A 20,817-nucleotide genomic window follows, 5' to 3' on the forward strand; every position below is an offset into this window, starting at 1 on the left:
CCCGGAATCCCGCCGTACCGGCTCAGGGGCCGTTGTCAGTGGTGCCTGCCACACTCCCGGTATGAGCGAACAGGCGTACCTACCTCCCGCACAGAGCGTCGTGCTCTCCCCGAAGTGGGCCGAGGACGACCGGCCCGCGCTGCCCACCGTGGGCAGCGAGCGGGAGATCCTCACCGCCTTCCTCGACTGGCACCGGGCCACCTTCGAGATGAAGTGCCGCGGGCTGGCCGCCGAACGCCTCTCGGAGCGGTCGGTGCCGCCCTCCGGGCTCAGCCTGCACGGGCTGGTACGGCACCTGGCCGGGGTCGAGCGCTGGTGGATACGGATGCACGTGGCCGGCGAGGACCTGCCGATGCTGAACTACTCCGACGACGACCCGGACCAGGACTTCGAGCGGCTCGACGGCGACGTGGAGGCCGCCTTCGCCGTGTGGCGGGCCGAGCGCGACCGGGCCAGGATCATCGTCGCCGAGGCGCCCTCCCTCGACATCACCTGCCGCTCCCTGGTCACCGGCAAGGTCCTGTCGCTGCGCTACGTCCTGGTCAACCTCATAGCCGAGTACGCCCGGCACAACGGCCACGCCGACCTGCTCCGGGAGCGGATCGACGGCGCGACCGGGATGTGACCGGGCCCGCCCTCGTGCGGTGCGGTCAGGCCGGGCGGACCAGCCGGGTCTCGTAGGCGAAGACCACCGCCTGGACCCGGTCGCGCAGTTCGAGCTTGACCAGGATCCGGCTCAGGTGCGTCTTCACGGTGGCCTCGGCCAGGTGCAGGGCGGCGGCGATCTCCGTGTTGGACAGGCCCCGGCCCACCTCGACCAGCACCTCGCGCTCCCGGGCGGTGAGCCGGGCCAGCCGTTCGTCCTCCGCGGGGCCGGCCGGTCCGTCCGGGCCGCCGGCGGGGGAGGGGAGCTGGTGGGCGAAGTGCTCCAGCAGCCGCCGGGTGATCCGCGGGGCGACCACCGCGTCGCCCGCCGCCACCGCCCGGATCGCCGCGAGCAGTTCCTCGGGCAGCGCGTTCTTCAGCAGGAAGCCCGAGGCGCCCGCCTTCAGCCCGGCGAACGCGTACTCGTCCAGGTCGAAGGTGGTGAGGATGAGCACCCGGGACTGCGGGCAGCTCTCGATGATGCGGGCGGTCGCCTCGATGCCGTCCGTGCCGGGCATCCGTACGTCCATCAGCACCACGTCCGGCCGCAGTTCCCTGGTCAGCCGCAGCGCCTGCTCCCCGTCGCCGGCCTCGCCCACCGGCTGCATGTCGGCCTGCGCGTCCAGCACCATGGTGAACGCCATCCGCAGCAGCGGTTCGTCGTCCACCAGCAGCACCCGGATCGGCCCGGGGCGCTCGGCGGCCGTCGCGCCCTCGGCCCCGGCGGGCCGCGGGCCCGTTCCGGATGCCTGCGCGGGGATCGGGCCACGCACGGGGCCCGGGGAGGTCCGGGGGGTCACGGTGTCTCCGGAGTGGTGAGGAGGAGGTGGGCGGCGACCTGCCAGCCGCCGCCGGGGCGCGGGCCCGCGGTCAGCCGGCCGCCGTAGGCCGCGGCGCGCTCGCGCATGCCGGGCAGGCCGTGGCCGGTGGAGCGGGCCGGTGCCTGCGGCGGGATCGGCGCCCCGGCCCCGTCGTCGGTCACGGTGACCTCGACCGCGTCGGGCGCGCAGGCCACCCGTACCTCGGCCCGGGCGCCCGCGGGGGCGTGCTTCAAGGTGTTGGTCAGCGCTTCCTGGACCAGCCGGTAGGCGGTGAGCTGGGCGGCGGCCGGTATCCCGGCGGTCTCGCCCGACACCTCCAGCCGGGTGGGCAGCCCGGCCGCCCGTACCTGCTCGGCCAGGGCGTCCAGTTGCGCGATGCCGGGCATCGGGTGCCGCATCGCGTCGGGCTCGTCGGCCCGCAGCACCCCCAGGAAGCGCCGCATGTCGGTGATCGCCTGCCGCCCGGTGGCCGACACCTGCCGCATCGCCGCGGTGGCCCGTTCCGGGGCCCGCTCCTGGGCGAAGACCGCGCCGTCGGCGAGGGCGACCATCACCGACAGGTTGTGGGTCACGATGTCGTGCATCTCGCGGGCGATCCGGGACCGTTCGCCCGCCACCGCCAACTGCGCCTGCTGGTCCCGCTCGCGCTCCAGCCGGACCGCACGCTCGCGCAGGAAGGCCAGTTGCGCGCGGCGGCCCTTCATGTTGGTGCCGATCACCGCGGCCGCGATCGCCATCGCCGACAGCGACACGAAGGTCCCCAGGATCCGGTCCTCGTACGACCACCTCGCCGCGGCCAGCGCGATACCGCACTCCATCACCGCGAAGGCGATCATGGTGCCGCGCCGGTCCCGGTAGGCGGCCACCGTGTACAGGGCCACCAGCAGGGCGATGTCCGCCATCGTCCGGATGTCCAGCGCCCACTGCACCAGCGCCACGCCCGCCACGCAGCAGAACACCGCCAGCGGCGCCCGGCGGCGCCACACCAGCGGCAGCAGCATCGCGGTCTGCACGCTCAGCAGCGGCACCGGGTCGTCCCGGATCGCCAGCCGCCCGCCTGCCGTCAGCGCCACGAACAGCCCCGCGGCGAACAGCGCGTCCACCAGCGTCGGGGCGAGCCTGGTGCGCAGCACGCCCCGGACCGCGGCCGACAGCCGCGGTCCGGGGGAGACAAGGGTCATCGCCCGTGTCCGGGTGCCTGCCCGCTCACGCGTCGCGCCGCTTGAGCAGGTACGCCGCACCCGCCAGCGCGACCAGCCCGTACAGGAGGAACACCGTGAAACCCGTCCACGGGGACAGCGTATGGGCCTGGTGGTGCAGGGTGACCAGGGACTGTCCGGCGTTGCTGGGCAGCCACTGGTTGACGTGGTTCGCCCACGAGGACGGCAGCGCCTCGAAGAGCACCGGCACCACCAGCAGCAGGCCGAAGACGGTGGCGATGCCGCCCGCGGTGTTGCGGATCAGCGCGCCGATCGCCACCCCGAGCAGGCCGACCACGGTCAGGTACAGGCCCGCGCCGAACACCACCCGGGCCACCCCGGGCGCGCTCAGCGAGGTGCCGATGTGCTTGGACGACAGGATCCCCTGGCCCAGCAGGAACGCGATCAGCGAGCCCACCGTGGCGACCACCCACACCACGGCCGCGTACAGCCCGGCCTTGGCCCACAGCACCGGCAGCCGGGTCGGCACGGCGGCCAGCGTGGCGCGGATCATCCCGGTCGCGTACTCCCCGGTGATCATGAGCACCCCGAGGACGCCGATGGCGAGCTGCGCCAGGAAGTAGCCGCGCAGGCTGGTCAGGGTCGGCTCGAAGTCCGCGCGCTCGTGCGGGTTGAAGCTCGCCCAGCGGCTGGCGGTGAACGTGCAGAACAGCGCGCCCAGTCCGATCAGCGCGATGAGCGCCGCCGCCAGCGTCCAGAACGTGGACCGTAGCGTGCGCATCTTGATCCACTCCGAGCGCAGCACCCGGGCCTGGGTGACCTGACCGCGCGGTGCGGCCGGAGCCGTGCTCGTCACGGGTTCCGCGGTGATCGTGCTCATGCTGCCTGTCCTTCCTTCGCCAGGGCCGGCTCGCGCGCGGGGGCCTGGAACTCCACCGCGTCCCGGGTCAGTTCCATGAACGCCTCCTCCAGCGAGGCGAGCTGCGGGGTGAGTTCGGCCAGCGCGATGCCGGCGTCGGCGGCGATCCGGCCGATCCGGTCACTGGTCAGGCCGGACACCTCCAGCACCGACCGCTCCGCCGAGGCCACGCTCACGTCCGGCCCGGCCAGCAGCGTCCGCAGCCGGTCCGCCTCCTCGGTGCGCACCCGCACCGACCCGCCCGCCGCGCCACGTACGAACTCCGCCACCGAGGTGTCGGCGATCAGCCGCCCCCGCCCGATCACGATCAGGTGCTCGGCGGTCAGCGACATCTCCGACATCAGGTGCGAGGACAGCAGCACGGTACGGCCCTGCGCCGCCAGGTCCTTGAGCAGGTTGCGGATCCACAGGATGCCCTCGGGGTCCAGGCCGTTGACCGGCTCGTCCAGCACGAGGGTGGCCGGGTCGCCGAGCAGGGCGCTGGCGATGCCCAGCCGCTGGCCCATGCCCAGCGAGAAGCCCCCGACCCGCTTGCGGGCCGCCTCGCGCAGGCCCACGATCTCGATCACCTCGTCCACCCGGCGCTGCGGTATGCCGGTGGTGGCGGCCAGCGCCAGCAGGTGGTTGTACGCGGTGCGGCCGGTGTGGATGGCGCGGGCCTCCAGCATCGCCCCCACCTCGTGCAGCGGCGCTCGGTGCCGGGCGTACGCCTTTCCGTTCACGGTGACGCTGCCGGAGGTCGGGGCGTCCAGGCCCAGGATCATCCGCATCGTGGTGGACTTCCCGGCGCCGTTCGGGCCGAGGAAGCCGGTCACCACGCCGGGCCGGACGGTGAAACTCAGGTCGGTGACGGCGGCGCGCTCGCCGTAGCGCTTGCTCAGGGCATGGGCTTCGATCATGGGACGGTCCTCGTGGGGATAGTGCGGGGTGTGAACTCCATCCTCGAATCCCGAACCGCCCCGCGGCGACGGTCCACGGGGGGATTCCGTGTCCGCGGCCCTGCACCCAGGGGCGGACGCGGCATACGACCGGTGTCGTACGGGTCGCCCGAACAGGTGAAAGGCCGCCCTCGCGCGGCGGGCGCGGGGACGGCCTGTCATCCGTTGGGGCAAGCGCCTCAACTCTGCGCGGGCGGGGGCGGCGGGTAGCCGTAACCGGGTTGCGGGTCCTGCCCGGACGGGTCCTGCGGCTGCTGCGGGCCGGGCGGCGGGACCGGCGATTGACCGGCGGGGGCCTGCGGCGGCTGCTGCGGCCAGCCCTGCTGCGCCTGGGGCGCCTGCGGCTGCGAGGACTGCGGCTGGAACTGCTGCGGGGCCGTGCCCGGCTGGGGCTGCCCGTACGGCTGCTGGGCCTGCGGGGGAGTGCCGTACGGGCCGGGCGGGACCTGGCCGGGCTGGCCGTACGGACCCGGCTGGGCGGGCGGCTGGCCGTATCCGGGCTGCCCCTGCGGCGGGTAGCCCGGCGCGGGCTGCTGCTGCGGGTAGCCGGCCGGCGCGCCCCCGTACGGCCCCGGCGCCTGGTACTGGCCCGGCATCGGCGGCGGCTGCATCGGCGGCTGGCTGCCGCCGTCCCCGGTCCACAGCCCCTGCGCCTGCTGCGCCCGTACGAAGTCCTCGGCGACCATCGCGGACAGGTTGAAGTACGCCTCGCGCGTCCTGGGCCGCATCATGTCCAGGTCCACCTCGGCGCCGGCCGCCAGGTGCTCGTCGAACGGCACGACCTGCACGCCCCGGCAGCGGGTCCGGAAGTGCGCGACGATGTCCTCGACCTTGATCATCTTGCCGGTCTCGCGGACCCCGGAGATCACCGTGATGCTGCGCGAGACCAGTTCGGCGTAGCCGTGCGCGGACAGCCAGTCCAAGGTGGTGCTCGCGCTGGACGCGCCGTCCACCGACGGCGTCGAGACGATGATCAGCTGATCGGCCAGGTCCAGCACGCCACGCATGGCGCTGTACAGCAGACCGGTGCCGGAGTCGGTGAGGATCACCGGGTACTGACGGCCCAGCACGTCGATGGCCCGCCGGTAGTCCTCGTCGTTGAACGTGGTCGACACCGCAGGGTCCACGTCGTTGGCGATGATCTCCAGGCCCGACGGCGCCTGCGAGGTGAACCGCCGGATGTCCATGTAGCTGTTCAGGTACGGGATGGCCTGCACCAGGTCGCGGATGGTCGCGCCGGTCTCCCGGCGCACCCGGCGGCCCAGGGTGCCCGCGTCCGGGTTCGCGTCGATCGCCAGGATCTTGTCCTGCCGCTCGCTGGCCAGGGTGGCGCCCAGCGCGGTGGTCGTCGTGGTCTTGCCGACGCCGCCCTTCAGGCTGATCACCGCGATGCGGTAGCAGGACAGCACCGGGGTGCGGATCAGCTCCAGCTTGCGCTGCCGCTCCGCCTCTTCCTTCTTGGCGCCGAACTTGAACCGGCTCGGCTGCGCGTTGGCGCCCGGCCGTTTCGGCTTGGGCTGATTGCGCAGCAGCCGGTCCGAACTCAGCTCCACCGCCGCGGTGTAGCCGAGCGGCGCCCCGCCCTGCGCGGTGGGCTGCCGCTGGTCGGGCGTGACGGACGGCCAGCCGCCGGCCGCCCGCGGGTCGACGGGGGCGCCGTAGCCCTGCTGGGGCTGGGGGGTCTGCGGGTCGGGCAGCGGGACCGGCTGGCCGGGGTGACCTGACGGGCCGTCCGCCGGCGGGCCCGGGACGCCGGGGTGGGCCGGGGGAACCGGCTGGCCGGGCTGTCCCGGGTGGGCGGGCGGCGCCGGCGGGGCGGGGTGCGGGAAGCCGTAACCGCCCTGCGCGGGCAGCGGCGGCAGCGGACCGGCCTCGGGCTGCGGTGCGCCCTGCTGCGGGAAGCCGTAACCGCCTTGGTCAGCCGGTGCGGGCGGCTGTGGTGCGGGCGGCGGGGGTACGGGCTGCTGGGCCGCCGGGCCCGGCGCGGGGGCCGGCGGCTGCGGGGGTACGGCGTCGGGCCCGGCGAACTGCTGCGGGAAGGCGGGCTGCGGGGCCGGGGGTTGGGGCGCGCCGGCCTGCGGGAAGCCGTAACCGCCTTGTGCGGGCAGGGTGTCGGCGGGCTGCGGGGCCCGGGCGGGCGGGTAGCCGTAACCGGTCTGTGGCGCAGGTGCGTCGGCGGGCTGCGGGTCGGGGGCGACCGGATAGCCGTAACCGCCCTGTGCGGGAGGAGCGCCGGCGGGCTCCGTGTTCGGCGCGGGCGGGAAGCCGTAACCCCCTTGTACGGGCGGGGCGTCGGCCGGCTGCGGCTGCTCGGGCGGCCGGGGGCCTTCCGGTTCCGGGGCGGCCAGCGGGAAGCCGGAGCTGCCGGAGGCGAACGCCGTGTCCTCGGCCGGGGTGTCCTGGACCCGCTGGTAGGAGGGCGGCAGCGGCGGCATCGCGCTCTGCGGGGGCGCGGGCGTCCACGGGCCGGGGGAGTCCGACGGGGGCACCGGCGGGTTCCAGCGCTCGGGGCTGTCGGCGGGTTCGGATTCCCGCGGGCTGTCCGTACGCTCCGGTTCCGGGGCGCCGTATCCGCTGTCGGCCGGCTCGTCCGGCGTGCGCTCGGGCAGCTTCTCGCCGGCCCGCGCCTCGATCTCGCGCCGCATCGCCTCCGCGGTGAACCGCATCGTGGCCGCGTCCATCCGGGCCGGCGGCTCGGGCGGCTCCTCGGCGACCGGTTCGGGCGCGGGCGCGGGCGGCGGGGTGTGCCGGGGCTCGGGCATCCGGGCGGGCGGCACCTGCGCGGGCGGAACGGGGGCCGGGGGCACCGGATTCGGCGGCACCGGAGCGGAGGAGAACGGAGTCGGCGGGGCGGGCGCAGGTGGGGCAGGGGCCGGCGGCGCGGGCTGCTCGTTCCGGGCCGGCGCACCGGACGAGCCGGTGGACCCGCTGCTGCCGCCGGTGTACCAGGCGGGCGGGGTGTAGTCGATGGTGAACTCACCCGTGTGATCGACGACGGATCGATCTTCGTCGGACGCCGCCCCGCCCGCGCCCATGTCGTCCCGGTCGTTGGTCACCGCATTGCCTCCTGAAGTACGGACCCGCTCACGAACGGCGAACGCACACAGGGAAGGGTCCGGCACATGTCCCGTTCCATCCCCTTGCTCCCTTCCCGGTGCGGTGGTGGTCAACCCGCCCACGCGGGGCGCCGCTCAGGACGACAGCCTAAGTGACGCCGCCCCGCCCCGGGCAGGTCCGCCCCCGGTCCACGCAGGGTCCCGGCCCCGTATCCGCACCCGTATCGGCACTCGTATCCGCACTCGGAAACGGCGCCGCGCCGGCGGACCCGCACGGCACCGGCCCGTACCCGGAGTCGGCCTCGAACCACCGTTGCCGCAGGAGCCGTTCAGTCCACCCGGCGGGCCGTCCCGAGCAGCCCGGACTCCGCGTCCGTGGGCTCGGTCATGACGAACTGCCGGTGCCGCCGAGTGCACCACAGGGTGATCGAGTCGTCCAGGGTCGGCAGCACCGCCAGGTCCGCGGCCGGCACCGCGAGGATCCGGCCCACCACCTCGGCCTCCTGCGGCGACACCCGCTGGACGCCCACCAGTTCCGCGTTCTGCAGCAGCCGCGGCGCGTTCGGGCCCAGATACTGCAGCAGCGTGAGCACCGACTGCCAGGGCGCGGCCGTCACCCGACCGCGCGGCGGCTGCGCCCCGCAGTCCCGCACGATCAGCACCGGACCCGCCACCGAGGCGCCCTGCGGCGGCACTCGGCCCGGCTCGTGGATGGTGACCGCCTGCTGGCCGCCGCCCGCGGCCTGCGCCATGGCCGTCCACACCTGCGGCCGGGCGGTCTCGACCGCGACCCGGGCGCCCGTGGCGACCGTACGGAACGCGATCACCTGAGCCGCCCACAGGCCGCCGACCAGCACCATGTCGAAGGCGGCCGGCCGGTTGACGCCGAGCGTGACCGGCTGGCGGGCGGCGTCGACCCCTATCACCACGCCGTCGTCGCCGACCGGCAGCGACAGCGAGGCCAACTGCTCGCCGCCGTCCAGCACATGGCGGTCCCGGCGCGGGCCGCGCAGCCCGAACCCGGGCATCGCACGGCGGCTCGGCCGCGGCGCCGCGGCCGGGTCGGCCGGCCCGGGAACGGCCGGGCCGTAACCACGGCCGCGCACTCCTGAACCGCCAGCCGGCCCGGACCGGCCGGCGGCGTGCCCCTGACCGGGGGCTGGCATCACGGGCCCGGACATCAGCGGGTACCTCCCAGGGGCAGCGTGGCCAGGACACCGGGCACCTGCTCGCGGTCCAGGCGCACCAGACCGGCCCGCACCCCGCGCGCCGCGCGCTGCAAGTTGCGGCGGGCCGCGACGAGTTCGTTCTCACTGCGGGCGGTCAGCCGGACGTGCCCGGTCAGCGCGGGCGCGCCGCCCGCCCCCCGGCTCACCGCCAGGCTGAAGGTGCTGGCCATCGCCGGCATCGAGGTCAGCAGCGCCACCAGGTTCGCCGACGGGGTCGCCCCCACGCCCAGCTTCGGCCACCGCGCCACCCAGTACGTGGTGTGCCAGCGGTCGTCGCAGCGCCAGGCGCGCGACGTCTCGGCGGTGCGCCGCGCGTCACCCGCCGCCCGCCCGGCCTGCGCCTGGGAGCTGGCCAGCGGGTTCGCCCCGGAGGACGTGGCCAGCGCAGCCGTCAGCTCCGCCTCGGACAGCACCTCCGCGTCGAAGCCCGCCCCGGCCAGCCGGCTCGCCAACTGGTCGGCGGCGCGCAGCAGTGCCCGCTGCGCACCGCCCAGCCCGCCGCCGCGCGCCCGTACCGCCTCCGGGCACAGTTCGGGGTCGAACTTCAGCGCCACCCAGGTCAGCCGGGTGGCCGGCGCGCCGGACTGGGCCTGCAACTGCGCGTACGAGCGGGCCGCGATCGACTGCTCCGGCAGATGCGGGGCCGGCGCCGGATGGGTGTGCTGCACGATCTGGGCGGACTCCAGCCGGATGTCGTCCACCTCCAGTACCCCGTACAGCGTTTCCAGCGGCAATGGACGCGCGGAACGGGCCGGCCGCAGCGGCTCGTCCCGCGCCTGCACCCGTACCACCGCGGTCAGGAAGGTGCCGTCGCCGACCATGCCGACGCCGCGGTCCTGCTTGCGGTCGGTATAGGCGTACGTGCGCAGCGCCGGATCGCACTCCACCACCGGCCCGAGGCTCGGCTCGATCTCGCCCAGCCGGCGCGGGTCCACCGCGGTGCGCTGCCGGCGGCGCAGGCCCATGATCGTCCGCAGCCACTCCACCACCGGCCGGCCGCGCCGCCGGACCACCGCCACCAGCACCAGCGCGAGCGCGACCACGGCGGCCGGCGCGATCATTCTGCGGCTGACCGCCCAGCCCACCAGCACCACCGCGGCGGCCACCTCGATCAGCACCACCTGGTGCAGCCACACCCCGCCGAGCCGGCCCGCCCGCGGCTGGACGTGCATCACCGCCGCGGCCTCCCGGCCACCGGCCGTCGCCACCGTGGGCCCCGCGCGCCGCCCGTCCCGCCTGCCGGACATCCCGGCCGTCCCCCGATTAGCCACCCGTTGTCCCTCGTCGTCCGTCGTTCCCGCCCGTCGCGCCGGGGCGCGCGGCGACATCCGTCCGCCGTCCCGGACCGCGACCCGACCCGCGGCCGCCGGCACCGGTGATACAGCGTCAGAACCTTGACCCCGCGCCGAGAACGCGGACCCGCGTGCCCGCGCCCGCCGGGACGGTCCGCCGACCGTACCGCGGCACCCGCCGCGCGGCGCAACGGGCATAGTAGTGCGGCGTACCGACAACGTTCCGGGGGAGCAGCAGCGGATGGCCTCGCGCAAGGACCAGCTCAACGCGTACAACTTCGCCCGGCGGCGCACCGTCGCCGCCTTCCTGCAGCCGAGCCCCACCGGCTCGGAGGAAGGCGCCCCGCGGCCGCTGCGGGCGCTCGGGCCGAGCCTGGTGGTCGGCGCGCTGGCCCTCGCCGCCTTCGGCGCATGGGGCCTGCTCCAGCCGGCCGCGCCCTCGGGCTGGGACACCCCCGGCTCGTACGTGATCGTCGGCAGTGAGTCCACCACCCGTTACGTGGTCCTCAAGGACACCGGCCCGAACGGCAAACCCGGTCCCGCGCAGCTCCACCCGGTGCTCAACTTCGCCTCCGCCAAGCTGCTCCTGGACCCCGACAAGGGCCAGGTCATCAAGGTCAAGGAGTCCGTGCTCGACAGCGGCACGATCCGGCACGGCGCGACCATAGGCATCCCCTACGCCCCCGACCGGCTGCCCAGCCCCCAGGACGCGGGCACGCCCAAGGACTGGGCCGTCTGCGACCGCCCCGGCGCGGTCGCCGGCACCGCGCCCGACCAGGCCGTCTTCGTCCTCGCCGCAAAGGAGGCGGTTCCCGCAGGGAAGCGCATGCGGCTGACGGGCAATCAGGTGCTCTACGTCCGCGACCGCGACAGCGGCACCGAGTGGCTGGTCGACGCGCACGGCACCCGCTACGAACTGGGCGGCCCGCAGGGGAACCAGGCGTCGAACGCCCCCGAGATGCAGACGCTCCGGACCACCCTCTTCGGCCAGTCCGCGCAACCGCAGCCCGTCACCAAGGCGTGGCTGAACTCCCTCAACCCCGGCTCCCCGATCGTGCTCCCGAACATCCCCGGCCTGAAGACCACCGACGCCTCCGGCCGGAAGGTCGGCACCGTCCTGGAGGCGACCTCGGCGGCCGGCGAGAACTTCTACGTCGTGCAGCAGGACGGCGTCGCGTCCACCACCGCCTTCGCCGCGCTGCTGATCGAGCAGGAGATGGGACAGGCCGCCCCCGTGCGCACGGCGGTGCCCAGCGGAGTCGTCGGCCGCTTCACCGGCGCCGCCCTTGACTGGCCCGCCCTGGAGCCGCACACCGTCAACGTGGCCACCGCCGGCGGCGCCACGCCCACCACCGTCGCGTGCAGCGTCCTGGCCGGCCCGGCCGGCACCACCGGCCGCCTGCCCCTGGAGGTGTGGGCCGGCGCCGACTACCCGGCCACCATCGTCAACGGCGCCACCAGCGCGTACGTCACCCCCGGCACCGGCCTCCTCTACGTCGAGGTCACCGGCAACGACCCGACCAGCGGCACCCTCTACCTGGTCACCGACACCGGCCTGCGCTACGCGGTGCCCCGCAACAACGACAGCACCGCCGCGACCCCGACCCCGGCGCCCACCCCCGGCGGCACCGCCGCCGTCAACCTGGCGCAGACCCGCCTCGGTTACGGCGGAGTGACCCCCAAGGGCATCCCGCTGGCCTGGTCGGAGTTCCTGCCCAAGGGACCCACGCTGGACACCGAGAGCGCGATGCAGGCACAGGGGTCGTGACGATGGGGCACCTGGAGAAGGACGACACCATGGCGGCGGGGGCGGGGCGGAAGGCCGGCGCTGTTGTGACGGGTGCGGAGGCCAAGCCCGCGGCTAATGCGACGGGTATGCCGCCAAAAGACGCCGCCACTGCGGCGGATACGGGGACGGCTGCGGCTGTTGCGGCGCGGACGCCGGCGAAAGGCGTCACCATTGCGGCGGGCGCAGCACCGTACCGGCGGGACCGGCTGCGCCGGCTGCTCGGCGCCTGCGCGGGGGCGCTGCTGACGGTGGTGCCCGCGGCCGTACCGGTGGGCGACGCGGCGGGGCTGCGCCTGGCCGACAGCGGTGAATGCACCTTTCCCGCGCAGAACATCAAGGGCACGCCCTGGGCGATCCAGCGCGTGCTGCTCAACCAGTTGTGGCAGCACACCAAGGGCGCCGGGGTCACGGTCGCCGTCATCGACTCCGGGGTCGACGCCGCGAACCCGCAGCTGACGTCCGCGATGGTCAAGGGTCACGGCTACGACGTCACCACCGGCCCGGGCAAGGCAGGCGGCGGCACCACCGACACCATCGGGCACGGCACCAAGGTCGCCGGGATCATCGCCGCCCGCCAGAGCAAGGCCACCGGATTCGTCGGCTTGGCGCCGGACGCGATGATCCTGCCCATCCGGCAGTACGTCGAGGACGATCCGTCGGCGAAAAACGTGCCCGCCCTGGTCCGCGGCATCGACAAGGCCGTCACCGCTGGCGCCCAGATCATCAACATCTCCGAGGACACCCCAAAGGACGATTCGGACCTGCGCCAGGCGGTGGAGCACGCGCTCGCCCAGCACGTCCTGATCATCGCCGCCTCCGGCAACGAGGGCACCGGAGGCACCGTGCACACCACCTACCCGGCGGCCTACCCCGGAGTGCTCGCCGTCGGCGCCTCGGACCGCAACAACGAACGCGCCGACTTCTCGCAGGCCGGCCCGTTCGTGGGCGTCGCGGCGCCGGGCGTCGACATGGTCTCCACCGTCCCCGGCGGCGGCCAGTGCGTCGACCAGGGCACCAGCTTCTCCGCGCCCTACGTCGCCGGGGTCGCCGCCCTGATCAAGTCCCGCTACCCGAAGTGGGGGCCGGAACAGATCATCGCCCGCATCGAGCAGACCGCGCAGCGCACCTCGCTCGGCCGCACCAACTTCGTCGGCTGGGGCGTCGTCGACCCGGTCCGCGCGGTCAACGACGACTCCCCCGGGGTCACGCAGGCCACCCCCGACAAGGGCCTCGCCCGCAGCAGCGGCCACGTCATACCCGCCGCCCTGACCTTCGGCGAGAGCCGGCGCGCGCACGACCGCCGGATCGCCACGTACGTCCTCGGCGCCGGCCTGCTCGCGGTCCTGGTGGTGGCGGGCGGCGCCGTCGCACTGCGCGATCTGCGCCGCCGGACCGACGGAATCGGTCGGGGATTGTGACAACCATGTACTAAGCCCGAGTACGCGTAGGTGTACTGTCGGCGACCCCCGATACAGTGGGGATGACGTTGCATCAGTGAATGGACGCGTCGGCCGCACCAGGGCGGAATCTGCCTGGTCGCATTGCACAGCCGGCGCCTTGTCATGGGGGAAGGTGAACAATGTCGGACAAGACGAAGGTCAGTGCCAGCGAACTCAAGGACCTCGCCGGCAAGATCGACACGGTGACGGGCGAGATCCAGGGAGTCATGAGCAAGCTCGACGGCATTGCGGTCGAGATGCAGTCCCACTGGTCCGGTGCGGCCGCCATTGCGTACCAGGGCCTGCAGCAGCAGGTCAACGACGACGGCAAGGCCCTGAACCGGATCCTCGGCGACATCCGCGACGCCCTGGCCGCGTCCGGCACCGACTTCGGCAGCCAGGAAGAGGACCAGAAGCACGTTCTGGAGCAGCTCAAGGGCAGCACCGCCGACGACAGCATCCTGAAGGCGTTCGGCTGACGGTCGCGCCCGGTTCTCGTCCCCGCCCGAAGAAGGAAGAGGAAAAGCCATGTCCGACATGGGAATCTCCGTAACGTATTCCGGCCTCACCACCGCCGCCGACGGCATCGGCACCTCCGCCCAGCACATCGCCAGCCACCTGGAAGACGTCAAGCAGCACGTCAACCGGGTCGTGGCCACCTGGGAAGGTGCCGCCAAGGAGGCGTACGCCCCCAAGCAGGCGGAGTGGAACCGGCACGCGGCGCACCTGCACGAGACGCTGCTCAAGGTGGAGAAGGCGGTCCGCGAGGCCGCCGAGCACTACCACCACACCGACAAGCGGAACGCCGACCGCTGGCGCTGACGTACCGCTGACGCGGCGCCCAGGCGTCGCCACAGCGAGACCGACGTGCCGACGTGCCGGGGCGTACGCGCCGGGTACGGACGGGCGGGCCGAACGGCGGGCGGGCGCGGGCATCATCGCGCCCGCCCGGCACCGGTTGGCCGACCGGGTACCCGGGCAACACGCCCAGGGGACGTCCTCCGGGACGTACCCACGGGACGGCGGACGGGCCAGAATGGAAGAAGAAAACACGGGGGAGGCGAAAGGACGTGTCGCAAGCGGCGGGTGACGGCGGTCCGGCCGGCACCAAGGTAAAGCTCGAAACACTCACCACCTTCAAGGCGCGCATCGACGAGATGCTCAAGGACCTCGACTCCTCGGACGCCTCGCCGAAGAGGATCGGTGACGACCGGCTGCAGGCTGCCCACCTGGGCACCGGCTTCGGCGAGTCGAGCAAGCTGATGGGTGCGTACAACCACGTCCACGATCGCCTGGAAACCCTCTCCAAGCTCCTCGCCGACCAGATCGAGGCGATGAGCATCACGGTGTACGGCGCCAACGTCGGCTACGCCAACGTCGACGAGGAACAGCGTCGCCGGATGTGGGCCATCTACGACACCACCGACAAGAACTACGACCCGGCGCTCGATCCCAACGCCCCGAAGAACACCGGCTCCACGCCGCCCGGCCAGACCGACGGCACGCAGCAGCAGTCGAGTGTCGGCGGGCAGACCGGATGACCGCGCCGGCGGACACGGGGGAAAGGAAGAGCTGAGTCATGTCACGACCCGACGACGCGGGCGACAACCCGTATCACGCGTCGACCGACTTCGAGAGCTTCAGTCACTCTCAGATGCTCGACATGATCCAGAACGCCGACGCGGGCAAGGTGACCGACCTCGGCCACAAGCTGAACGCCATCGCCACCAAGACGCAGAAGATCGGCACCGACCTGCAGACGCACATGAGTCAGGTCGACTGGGGCGGCGAGGGCGGCGACGCCTTCCGCGACTGGGGTTCGCGCGTCGTCAGCGCCACGCTCACCCTGTCCGACTACAGCTCCAACGCGGGCGTCTTCATCGTCAACGCGGGCCAGGTCCTCAGCGAGGTCCAGCGCGACATGCCCAAGGTGCCGAGCAACGCCTACCACACGGTCGTCGCCTACCGCGCCACCAAGAACATCCAGGGCCCCTACACCGACACGGCCGGTGTTACCCCGGACCACCTCGACGGCGTCTACGGCCCCTACGCCACGAAGCCCACCGACGCCCAGTACCGCAGCGCCCAGACCGCCCTGGAAACCGCCCGCACCTCCGCGGCCGACCAGATGAACAAGCTGGGGCAGGCGTACAACATGGCGACGGACGTCATCTCGACGTCCCAGGAACCGACGTTCCCGCCGACGCCGGCGAAGATTATGCCTCAACGGCCAACCGATCGATTCGGCGGTTCGTACGTCCCGGGTACCACGAATCCGGCGGGGACTGGGCGAACGGGCGGTACCGCGTCGGTGCATCAAGAACATTTCTCTGTCCCGGGCAACACCGACCTCACTTCGACGCACATCGCGGCAACTACAGGATCCCCGGTTTCGCCGGTGACGCCTGCGCACTTGCCGAAGGACCCGGGCCTGAACCTGGACTCGGTCGGTACGTTGCACCCGACCGCTCCGGTGGCACCGTCCCTGCCCACCCTGCCGCTGTCTCCTCCGGCGCCGCAGCCGACTCCGCCCGGCATGCCGCTTCCAGTGCCCCCTCCGTCGGGTCTGGGGCCGCTGCCGGTGTCCGGTCTCGGGCCCAACGGCCTCGGGAAGGTGCGGATGGACGTCCCGCCGAATGAACCCAATGGGTTGGGGGTCACGCGGAGGGCGGTCCAGAACGAGGCCGGAACGCTCAACGAGAACTTTTCCGGGTACGGTCCTGGCGGTCGTATGCCGGGTGGTGGCCGGGTGCCCGTGCCCGGCATGAACGGTGGGCCGGTGCCAGGGACGAGCGGTCTGTCCGCCCCCACCACAGGTGGTACCCCGGGCGGGCGGCCTCCAGTTCCAGGTTCCACGATCACCGGCGGCCGTCAGCGTCTCGGCGGGGTCGAGAGCGAGGAGGGAGCCGTTCCGCGCGGCACGGTCATCGGCGGTGCGGGCAGCGTCTCGAGCGGCCAGGGGCGTGGCTTGCACCCCACGTCGTTCGGCAGCGTCGGGAACCAGCGCCGGGAGGGCGGCGACGGTCACCGCCGGGGCGCCGACGAGGAACCGGAAGGCGTCATCGGCGGTACGCCTGCGCGCGAGCAGCGGCGCACCCGACGTCATGCCAGGAACTTCACCGCGGGCGGCGCCGGTCTTGGCCGCGAACGCGAGGAAACCACCGACAACGAGGGCGAGGACACGCCCCACATGTGGGAGTAATACCGGGGACCCTGTCTCCGACCCGCTCCCGCAGAAAGTTGACGCATGCGCACCAGCACTGAAGTCCCCGGGCGCCCGTACCGCGCCGTCGCGACCGTACTGGCGGCCGGGGCCGCCCTCCTCGGCCTGGGCACGGTGGTCGCCGTCCCGGCGGCTGCTCAGACCATCAGGGACCAGCAGTGGCACATCAAGGCCATGCGTCTGGGCGAGGCGTGGAAGTACAGCAAGGGGCAGGGGGTCACCGTCGCTGTTATCGACAGCGGGGTTGACCCTTCTGTATCGGGGTTGGCTGGGAGAGTACTGCCAGGCAAGAACTTCGCTCCGGTGGCAGGCAGCGCTCATGATCCCTTGGACGCACACGGAACCGGTATGGCAAGCCTCATCGCTGGCTCCGGAGACGGACCGTCGGGCCCCATCGGCGTGGCCCCGGAAGCCATGATTCTGCCCCTGCGAATCGACCCCGACATCAAGGGTATGCAGGGGCAGGTTGAACCGATCATCCGGGCTGAGATTGCCAAAGCGATTCGCTACGCGGCAGATTCCAGCACCAGGGTTATCAATATCTCCCAGGGGCTGGCAGAGTCCGGGTCAGATTTGGCCAGCGCGGTTTCCTACGCACAGTCCAAAGGCAAGCTGATCTTCGCTGCAGTTGGGAACAGCGGCGACACGACGAATGCCGTTGAGTACCCTGCAGCTCTTCCAGGGGTCGTTGGCGTTGCGGCATTCGACGAGAAGGGCAACTCGGCCAAGTTCTCCGAGCGTGGCCCCCAAGTCGCCCTTGCCGCCGCAGGTGTGGACATGTACCACGCCTGCTCCGGAGGTACGGGCTTCTGCAAGACCTACGGCACCAGCGACTCCACCGCCCTCGCCTCCGGCTCCGCCGCCCTCGTATGGGCCAAGCACCCCGATTGGACCGCCAACCAGGTCCTGCGCGTTCTGATCAACACCGCCGGGCACCCGGTGAGCGGCGCCAAACGGGACAACGTCGTCGGCTACGGCGCCGTGCGCCCGCGGCTGGCCCTGGAGAACCCCGGCGACCCCGGGCCGGCCGATGTGAACCCCTTGATCGCCGCAAGCGCGACTGCCTCGCCGACCCCCGCCGCCTCGACCACTCCCACGGCAAGCGCCACCCCCACCCCGACCGGCACCGCCAACCCCGGACCCGCCGCAGCGTCGGACACGTCGTCCAAGAGCAGCAACAAGGGCCTCGTGATCGGGGTGGTCATCGCAGCGGTGGTCGTGGTCGCCGCGATCGTCGGAGTGACGGTCAGCAGGCGCCGCCGAGCCTGATCCACGAAATACGCACGCTGCGGCTCGCCGAACCCACCCGTCACCCTTGCGGGTGGGTTCGGCCGCGCCTCGCACCGCTCCTCAGAGTGAAGCTGTGCAACGCAGGCGGCAAAGAAGAAGGAGCTAGTCCTTCTTGAACGCCGGCTCCCCCTGGTACTCGTCCACCGCCGTGCCGCCCGCCTCGTAGGCGTCGTGGAGCTGGTTGGAGAGAGATTCGCCCTGGTCGAGCAGGTACTGATGGACGCCGGGGAGGCTCAGGTAGGCGAGGACGGACCGGTCGATGTCACGGGTGCCGGCGGAGAAGAACTGCTCGGAGCTCAGGGCGGCCTGCCGCGAGGTGTCGGCCTGGTGGTGGGCGGCCATGTCGTCGATGCGGTGACCGAGGAAGGTGGAGAAGGCCTGGCCCACCGTGTCGGTGGCGATGGGCACCACTGCGGCGCCGACCGCGCTCGACCCGGGGACCGGGACCAGGCCCACGCCGATACCGATCAGTGTGCCGGTGCCGATCTTGAGGTAGTCGGTGGACCGGGCGAGTTCCTGGTCGGCGTCGGCGGACGCCGCGCCCAGGTCGGCGTGTACCTGGCCCACCCGGGCGTGGTCGAGGATGCCGCGCACGTGGGCCTCGACGAACAGAGCCGATTCCGCGTTGCCGAAGTTCGCCCGGGTGGTCGGCGGGGAGTGCAGCAGCATGCTCGCCGTGTAGGTGTGCTGCGCCGCCGAGACGATGCCGTGCGCCGTGCGGTCCTGGCCGATCGTGCTCAGGAAACGGATCGCGTCGCGCCGGGCGTTCGCCGAGTCCCCGAGGGCCCGGTACGCGCGCCCGCCCGCCGGGAACGGATCACCGGGCGTCGTGCCGTCGAGCATCGCGTTGTCGAGGTCGTCGATGTACGCCGCTCCCACCCGCCCGATGCTGTCCGCGATCCCGGACTGCGTATGGATCAGTGCGGGGTTGGCGCCGTATCCGGTGATCACCTCGTCGGCCACGAAGGATGTGGCGTCCGTACGGTGCAGGGCATGGCGCGTGGCGTCGTACGCGCTGCCGGTGGTGGCCGCCTCCAGGGCGTGGCCGAGGCAGTCGTAGCCGGCGATCGGGCGGGAGCCGGGGTCGGGGAGGTACGAGGTGGCGTCCAGCGGCCAGGCGCGGGCGGGGGAGCCGCCCGGCCCGGAGCCGGTGAGGTAGTGGAAGGCGTTCGGGTTCCTGAACAGGTCGGTGGCCGCTGCCGGGTTGTGGCCGAGGGCTTCCATGAGGCCCGTCATCGGGTCGTGGCCGACGTCGTCGCGGACGCCGCCCAGGTTCAGGGTGGTGCTCTGCGAGGCGCGGCTGGCCAGCCACAGGTCGCCGGGCGATCTGCGGGCGTGCCGCTCGAAGTCCAGCAGGCGGGCGCCGTAGTCCTTGAGGAACCCGGTGTCGTAGCGGCCCTGGCGCATCAGGCAGCTCATCACCTGGAAGCCGTACGGGCCCTCGGTGATGTCGGTGGGGCGCCGGGTGGGGATGCGCCGGCTGCCGAGGCCGATCATCTCCCGCTTCCAGTGCCGCATGGTCTCGGTGCCGCAACGGGTCGCGGTCGCCAGCGTGCGGCTCAGCAGCTTCTGCAGGGTGACGGTGGCGTCGTCCCGCCGCCGGTCGGTGAAGCCGGCCACCGGATTGGCCATCACCGTCCAGAACCGGAGCGTGCCCTCGGGGCCCATCCGGGTGGCGAAATCCGCGGCGAAGGAAGTGTCGTCGTGGTTCACGTTCAGGAGCGAGTCCAGCGTGAGCAGGTCACCGGTGGTCATGTGCTCGCCCCGGGCGGCCAAATCGGCGGCGTGGCCGGCCTCTTCGGCGTCGAGCGAGGCGAAGACCGGGGCATGGAAGTCGTATCCGTTGCCGCCGGCATCGGCCCGCAGCGCCCGCGCGGCCTCCTCGTCGGCGACCTTGGCTTTTTCCACGGCGGTGTCGACGCGGTGCTGGAAGGCCGCCGCCGTGGTGTGGCGCGCCGCGTCCGACGCGGCACGGTGATCGGCAGCGCCCCGGTCGGGGGACCCGCCGTCCCGTGCCTGGGCGCGCCGGTCGTCGGCCACCGCCTCGACGGTGCCGTCAGGACGTACGGCCAGTCCCGAGGCGGGCGCCTCGACGTCCCGGATGCGCACCAGCTCGTCGTGCGCCTCCTGCATCCGCAGATAGGCGTCGTCCAGGATCCGCTGGACGCCGCGCGCCGCCGTGGCCGCGTCGCCGACCTCCTTGACGACCTTGTCCAGGTACGCCAGGCCCGCGGTCGCGTCCTCGCCCGACCAGCCGGAGGACGTGACGGGCCGCACGATCTGCTGCTGGACGTCCGGTTCGAGCGTCGCCAGGTTCTCGGCGGCCGTCCGCCAGCGGTCGGCCGCCGCCTTCAGCCGGCCGAGCGGCGCGTGAAGGACCGAGTCGTACGTGAGCACGCGCGCCGTCCCCTCAGATGTCGTACGTGGCCACGTCCGCCATGGCCTGTTCGACGTTGTCGTCGGTCAGCCGCTGGCCACGGGCGCCGGCGTACAGGTTGGACTGGAGCGTGGAGAAGGCGGAGGTGAGGTGTTCGCCCCGTTCGCTCCACGAGGTCCGCGCGGTGTCCAGCGCGCCGGCCAGCGAGAACTTCTCCGCCTTCAGGGCGCCGATCGCGATGTCCGTGGCCTCGTCCACCTCACGCAGGGCGCGCGAGAGCCGGTCGTAGAGCGGGTACGTGTCCGCCGCCCGCTCCAGCGCCGGGTACCGGATCCTCAGCGGGCCGCCCGGCACCCCGCCCGTACCACCGCCCGTGTCGCTGTCCGGGCCGCCTCCCGTACCGTCCGGGCCCGTCAGCGCACTGGCGCCCCGGACCGTGCCCCCGGACACCACTGCCGCCGCGCTGCCGTCCGCGTCGTACCGCCAGGGATTGAACGCCCGGTCCATCCCCGCGGCCCTCGCCTGCCCGGCGACCGCCTCACCGGCCGCCCCCTGCCCCGCCGTTCCCCACTCGACCGTCGTCCGCTCGGTCATCGCCAAGGCCCCCTCCCGTACTCGCCGTGAGCCTGATCCGCGACC

At 73.0% G+C, this 20,817-nt stretch carries 17 protein-coding genes; 8 read left to right on the plus strand and 9 right to left on the minus strand.

The genetic code is table 11. The features are described 5' to 3' along the window. The first annotated feature begins 61 nt into the window (after positions 1–61). The gene (locus tag ITX44_RS05435) at positions 62–625 is read left to right on the plus strand and encodes a DinB family protein (protein ID WP_205355812.1); all 564 of its coding nucleotides are present in this window, start codon (positions 62–64) and stop codon (positions 623–625) included. Between the two features lie 25 nt (positions 626–650). Here the strand turns inward: ITX44_RS05435 and ITX44_RS05440 are convergent, their stop codons facing one another. From ITX44_RS05440 to eccE, 7 genes are all read right to left on the minus strand, one after another. Next, positions 651–1,328 (minus strand): response regulator transcription factor, encoded by a 678-nt coding sequence (locus ITX44_RS05440; protein ID WP_307795114.1) that lies wholly within the window; start codon positions 1,326–1,328, stop codon positions 651–653. A gap of 113 nt (positions 1,329–1,441) precedes the next feature. Next, on the minus strand, positions 1,442–2,647 hold the full coding sequence (locus tag ITX44_RS05445) for a sensor histidine kinase (protein ID WP_205355813.1): 1,206 nt from the start codon (positions 2,645–2,647) through the stop codon (positions 1,442–1,444). Positions 2,648–2,672: 25 nt separating this feature from the next. Then, positions 2,673–3,506: an ABC-2 transporter permease family protein gene (locus ITX44_RS05450; RefSeq protein WP_205355814.1), complete on the minus strand. Its 834-nt coding sequence runs from the start codon at positions 3,504–3,506 to the stop codon at positions 2,673–2,675. Beyond that, positions 3,503–4,444: an ABC transporter ATP-binding protein gene (locus ITX44_RS05455; RefSeq protein ID WP_205355815.1), complete on the minus strand. Its 942-nt coding sequence runs from the start codon at positions 4,442–4,444 to the stop codon at positions 3,503–3,505. The genes ITX44_RS05450 and ITX44_RS05455 overlap by 4 nt, the downstream gene beginning before the upstream one ends. A gap of 218 nt (positions 4,445–4,662) precedes the next feature. Then, the gene (locus ITX44_RS05460; protein WP_307795105.1) at positions 4,663–7,539 is read right to left on the minus strand and encodes an SCO5717 family growth-regulating ATPase; all 2,877 of its coding nucleotides are present in this window, start codon (positions 7,537–7,539) and stop codon (positions 4,663–4,665) included. Positions 7,540–7,868: 329 nt separating this feature from the next. Then, positions 7,869–8,567, minus strand: a complete 699-nt coding sequence (locus tag ITX44_RS05465) for a hypothetical protein (protein ID WP_236060026.1) — start codon at positions 8,565–8,567, stop codon at positions 7,869–7,871. A gap of 152 nt (positions 8,568–8,719) precedes the next feature. Then, complete coding sequence (gene eccE, locus ITX44_RS05470; protein ID WP_205355817.1) at positions 8,720–10,015, minus strand: type VII secretion protein EccE; 1,296 nt, start codon at positions 10,013–10,015, stop codon at positions 8,720–8,722. A gap of 286 nt (positions 10,016–10,301) precedes the next feature. Here eccE and eccB point away from each other — a divergent pair, with 286 nt between their 5' ends. The 7 genes from eccB to mycP (ITX44_RS05505) all read left to right on the plus strand — a co-directional run bounded on the left by eccB (position 10,302) and on the right by mycP (ITX44_RS05505) (position 17,780). Next, a complete protein-coding gene (eccB, locus tag ITX44_RS05475; RefSeq protein WP_205355818.1) occupies positions 10,302–11,828 on the plus strand; it encodes a type VII secretion protein EccB in 1,527 nt (508 codons plus the stop codon). Then, on the plus strand, positions 11,825–13,267 hold the full coding sequence (mycP, locus tag ITX44_RS05480; RefSeq protein WP_372440832.1) for a type VII secretion-associated serine protease mycosin: 1,443 nt from the start codon (positions 11,825–11,827) through the stop codon (positions 13,265–13,267). The genes eccB and mycP (ITX44_RS05480) overlap by 4 nt, the downstream gene beginning before the upstream one ends. 161 nt (positions 13,268–13,428) lie before the next feature. After that, positions 13,429–13,767, plus strand: coding sequence for a WXG100 family type VII secretion target (locus ITX44_RS05485; RefSeq protein WP_205355819.1), 339 nt, complete (start codon positions 13,429–13,431; stop codon positions 13,765–13,767). Between the two features lie 49 nt (positions 13,768–13,816). Continuing rightward, complete coding sequence (locus tag ITX44_RS05490; protein WP_205355820.1) at positions 13,817–14,110, plus strand: WXG100 family type VII secretion target; 294 nt, start codon at positions 13,817–13,819, stop codon at positions 14,108–14,110. Between the two features lie 248 nt (positions 14,111–14,358). After that, complete coding sequence (locus tag ITX44_RS05495; protein WP_205355821.1) at positions 14,359–14,829, plus strand: DUF2563 family protein; 471 nt, start codon at positions 14,359–14,361, stop codon at positions 14,827–14,829. Between the two features lie 149 nt (positions 14,830–14,978). Further along, entirely contained in the window at positions 14,979–16,490 is a 1,512-nt protein-coding gene (locus ITX44_RS05500) for a WXG100 family type VII secretion target (protein ID WP_205355822.1), read from the plus strand. A gap of 45 nt (positions 16,491–16,535) precedes the next feature. After that, on the plus strand, positions 16,536–17,780 hold the full coding sequence (mycP, locus tag ITX44_RS05505) for a type VII secretion-associated serine protease mycosin (protein WP_205355823.1): 1,245 nt from the start codon (positions 16,536–16,538) through the stop codon (positions 17,778–17,780). A gap of 123 nt (positions 17,781–17,903) precedes the next feature. On the opposite strand, the gene ITX44_RS05510 is transcribed toward mycP (ITX44_RS05505), so the two are convergent. Together ITX44_RS05510 and ITX44_RS05515 are read right to left on the minus strand one after the other, a co-directional pair. Further along, a complete protein-coding gene (locus tag ITX44_RS05510; RefSeq protein ID WP_205355824.1) occupies positions 17,904–20,198 on the minus strand; it encodes a hypothetical protein in 2,295 nt (764 codons plus the stop codon). Between the two features lie 13 nt (positions 20,199–20,211). Beyond that, positions 20,212–20,772, minus strand: coding sequence for a hypothetical protein (locus ITX44_RS05515; protein ID WP_205355825.1), 561 nt, complete (start codon positions 20,770–20,772; stop codon positions 20,212–20,214). Positions 20,773–20,817 lie beyond the last annotated feature (45 nt).

This window comes from Actinacidiphila acididurans (genome assembly GCF_016918855.1).
GTDB classification, from domain to species: domain Bacteria; phylum Actinomycetota; class Actinomycetes; order Streptomycetales; family Streptomycetaceae; genus Actinacidiphila; species Actinacidiphila acididurans.

What these genes read in the sequence shown, in the direction of transcription:
- ITX44_RS05435 (WP_205355812.1), top strand. Translation starts at nt 62, where the DNA reads ATGAGCGAACAGGCGTACCTACCTCCCGCACAGAGCGTCGTGCTCTCC.
- ITX44_RS05445 (WP_205355813.1), bottom strand. Translation starts at nt 2,647, where the DNA reads ATGACCCTTGTCTCCCCCGGACCGCGGCTGTCGGCCGCGGTCCGGGGC.
- ITX44_RS05450 (WP_205355814.1), bottom strand. Translation starts at nt 3,506, where the DNA reads ATGAGCACGATCACCGCGGAACCCGTGACGAGCACGGCTCCGGCCGCA.
- ITX44_RS05455 (WP_205355815.1), bottom strand. Translation starts at nt 4,444, where the DNA reads ATGATCGAAGCCCATGCCCTGAGCAAGCGCTACGGCGAGCGCGCCGCC.
- ITX44_RS05465 (WP_236060026.1), bottom strand. Translation starts at nt 8,567, where the DNA reads ATGCCCGGGTTCGGGCTGCGCGGCCCGCGCCGGGACCGCCATGTGCTG.
- eccE (WP_205355817.1), bottom strand. Translation starts at nt 10,015, where the DNA reads ATGTCCGGCAGGCGGGACGGGCGGCGCGCGGGGCCCACGGTGGCGACG.
- eccB (WP_205355818.1), top strand. Translation starts at nt 10,302, where the DNA reads ATGGCCTCGCGCAAGGACCAGCTCAACGCGTACAACTTCGCCCGGCGG.
- ITX44_RS05485 (WP_205355819.1), top strand. Translation starts at nt 13,429, where the DNA reads ATGTCGGACAAGACGAAGGTCAGTGCCAGCGAACTCAAGGACCTCGCC.
- ITX44_RS05490 (WP_205355820.1), top strand. Translation starts at nt 13,817, where the DNA reads ATGTCCGACATGGGAATCTCCGTAACGTATTCCGGCCTCACCACCGCC.
- mycP (WP_205355823.1), top strand. Translation starts at nt 16,536, where the DNA reads ATGCGCACCAGCACTGAAGTCCCCGGGCGCCCGTACCGCGCCGTCGCG.
- ITX44_RS05515 (WP_205355825.1), bottom strand. Translation starts at nt 20,772, where the DNA reads ATGACCGAGCGGACGACGGTCGAGTGGGGAACGGCGGGGCAGGGGGCG.